The organism is Nonomuraea aridisoli, assembly GCF_003236395.1.
GTDB lineage: Bacteria > Actinomycetota > Actinomycetes > Streptosporangiales > Streptosporangiaceae > Nonomuraea > Nonomuraea aridisoli.
On the sequence record NZ_POUD01000511.1, the window covers coordinates 1 to 2,386 of the forward strand.

Consider the following 2,386-nt stretch of genomic DNA (forward strand, 5'->3'; position numbering starts at 1 on the left):
CCCACCGATTCACCCCCTTCGACCAACACACCACCTCACCCAGACGAAGATGCCATCGCGCCGGGTCAGATCGATGATCAGGGTGACGTACTCGTCCCCGGGCCGATGCGGGGGGACAACTACTCGTCGACCCCGATCGCGCGCACGCCGTCGAACCGAGTCGGGTCGATCAGAACGCGCTTCCCCTCGGCCAGGACCGCGTTCGTCGACCACCGACCAGAACACCGCCAGGCCCTCGACGACCCTAGCGACGGTCAGGTGCTGGACCACATTCCCTTCCAGCGCCCAGCACAGACCCCCAGCGCGACGCTTGGCCCGCGGCTCACCGCCCTGGACGTGTCCTGCCGCCAAAGCGCCCGCCCCCGAACCGGCAGCGGCGCACCGTAATCACCGACGTCATCGGGCACCAATCCAGCGGCCCATGCGCAAAACGCCACATGACCGCGTCCCGTGGCACTCCTTCACGCCGCAACGGCGGCACCGGCGCCAGTCTCGACGCCTACGACGCGGCAGGCAAGAACCGTCCAATCCGGCTCCACACGCTCCCCGGTTACTTCCGGCCGAGCTCATCGAGGCGGCAGAAAGGCAGTCAGGTCACGGCAGGCGCAGGTAGCGTCACCCACGTCGAGGTCTTCCAGGCGGCCAGTGTGAGAACTTCGGCCCTCGGACTTCAGCCCCTACCCGGCCGCCGCCACGCACACCGCCCACGCCCTCAACTGCGAAGAGCTACTCCAGGAGCCGACTATGGAAGACGACATCCAGCTGATCAGCGACGGCGATGGCCTGGTAGTCATCGGAAGTCCGACGGAGGTCGAACGCTTCCTCCTCTCCGAAGGACTGCCGTCGAAGGACCTCGGACTACCAAGGCTCGGATCCATCCTCAGTGCCGTGGCCGGAGCCACGCAGGCAGGTTCCGTGATCGCAGCCAATTCGGGTCGCTGGGTGAAGTTGACTGAGCAGTCCGCTCAAGCTCTCAAGAAGTCCGAGCTGATGAAGGGTTCGAGTCCGGGTGTCAGCCGCGCCGTGTTGACAGACAACGGCAAGATCAAAGGACTCCTCGAATTGGCGGGGACGCGCGGCTCGCTTCTGACCAACCCGGCACTTCTGGCTGGCGTCGCGGGACTCATGGCACAGCTCGCGATGCAGCACACCATGAACGAGATCACCGACTACCTCGCCGCGATCGACAAGAAAGTCGACGACGTGCTCCGTGCCCAGAAGGACGCGGTGTTGGCGGACATGATCGGAGCGGGCTTCGTCATCGAGGAGGCCATGGCGATCCGAGAGCAGGTGGGTCGGGTCTCCGAGGTCACGTGGTCAAAGGTGCAGACCACCTCGATGACGATCGCGCGAACCCAGGCCTACGCGTTACGCCAACTCGACTCGCTCGCCGAAAAGATGTACAAGACCAGGATCGGTGATCTCGCCAAGGCGTCCAAGGACGCAGAGTTCACAGTTCGGGAGTGGCTCGCCGTTCTGGCTCGTTGCTTCCAACTGCACGACGCGATCGCGGTGCTCGAACTCGACCGCGTGCTGGATACGTCTCCGGATGAGCTGGACCGACATCGCCTCGCACTGCGGGCTGCCCGGCAGAACCGGATGGAACTCATCTCACGGAGCACCGAGCGTCTGATGGCCCGCGTCATCGCGGCTGTCGGCACGGCCAACACGAAGGTGCTGCTGCACCCGACCGCGTCCCCAGCTGTGGTGCATTCCAGCAACCATGTCGCGATCGCCGTCGTTGACTTCCACGGGAGGCTCGGGATCGAAAGCAGTCAGCAATCATTGGACGCGAGACGATGGATGGACGCGGCCGCGGAGGCGAGGGACAAGGTGTTCGAGACGGGAGCAGAGAGCATCAATACCGCCAGACGCCTCGGTAACGAGACCTTCGACCGAGCCAGAACGGTGTCAGGCAAGCTCTCCAACGGGATTACAGGGCGGGTGCTCCGTCGGCGCGGGGACGATGAGGAACGCGACGACGAAGGCTGAGACGCCGGCACAACCGCCCCGGCGGCGGGCTGTTCGCTGCTGGAGACCGGCGGATTCGGCCCCCAGCTGCACCCTCAATTGCGATGGGCTCCGAACCGCTCAACCCCAGAAACACAGAACGGGCCCCACCAACGTGAAGCGAACCAACACCAGACCCGGTCACCCGCAACCACAAAACAGTCACCCAGGAAACGCAAAAAGGGAGGGGCCCGACACCCACAGGCGTCGAAACCCCTCCCACAAAAGATTGTCCGGCGGTGACCTACTCTCCCACACCCTCCCGAGTGCAGTACCATCGGCGCAGAGAAGCTTAACTTCCGGGTTCGGAATGTAACCGGGTGTTTCCTTCCCGCCATAACCGCCGTAACCCTCCGAAACACACAAGCACCGCTTG

General features: G+C 64.3%; 1 protein-coding gene, 1 rRNA gene and 1 pseudogene. 1 reads left to right on the forward strand and 2 read right to left on the reverse strand.

Annotated features, from left to right (window positions below):
* Nucleotides 1–51 precede the first annotated feature (51 nt).
* Nucleotides 52–623: pseudogene (locus C1J01_RS52895) on the reverse strand (ISL3 family transposase); the annotation flags it as partial.
* Between the two features lie 121 nt (nt 624–744).
* Here C1J01_RS52895 and C1J01_RS47590 point away from each other — a divergent pair.
* Entirely contained in the window at nt 745–1,992 is a 1,248-nt protein-coding gene (locus C1J01_RS47590; RefSeq protein ID WP_111185696.1) for a hypothetical protein, read from the forward strand.
* A 249-nt stretch (nt 1,993–2,241) separates the two neighbouring features.
* On the opposite strand, the gene rrf is transcribed toward C1J01_RS47590, so the two are convergent.
* A 5S ribosomal RNA gene (gene rrf, locus C1J01_RS47595) occupies nt 2,242–2,358 on the reverse strand.
* Between the last annotated feature and the right edge of the window lie 28 nt (nt 2,359–2,386).

Excerpts from the sequence above, each read along its gene's own strand:
- C1J01_RS47590 (WP_111185696.1), top strand. The coding sequence starts at position 745 with ATGGAAGACGACATCCAGCTGATCAGCGACGGCGATGGCCTGGTAGTC.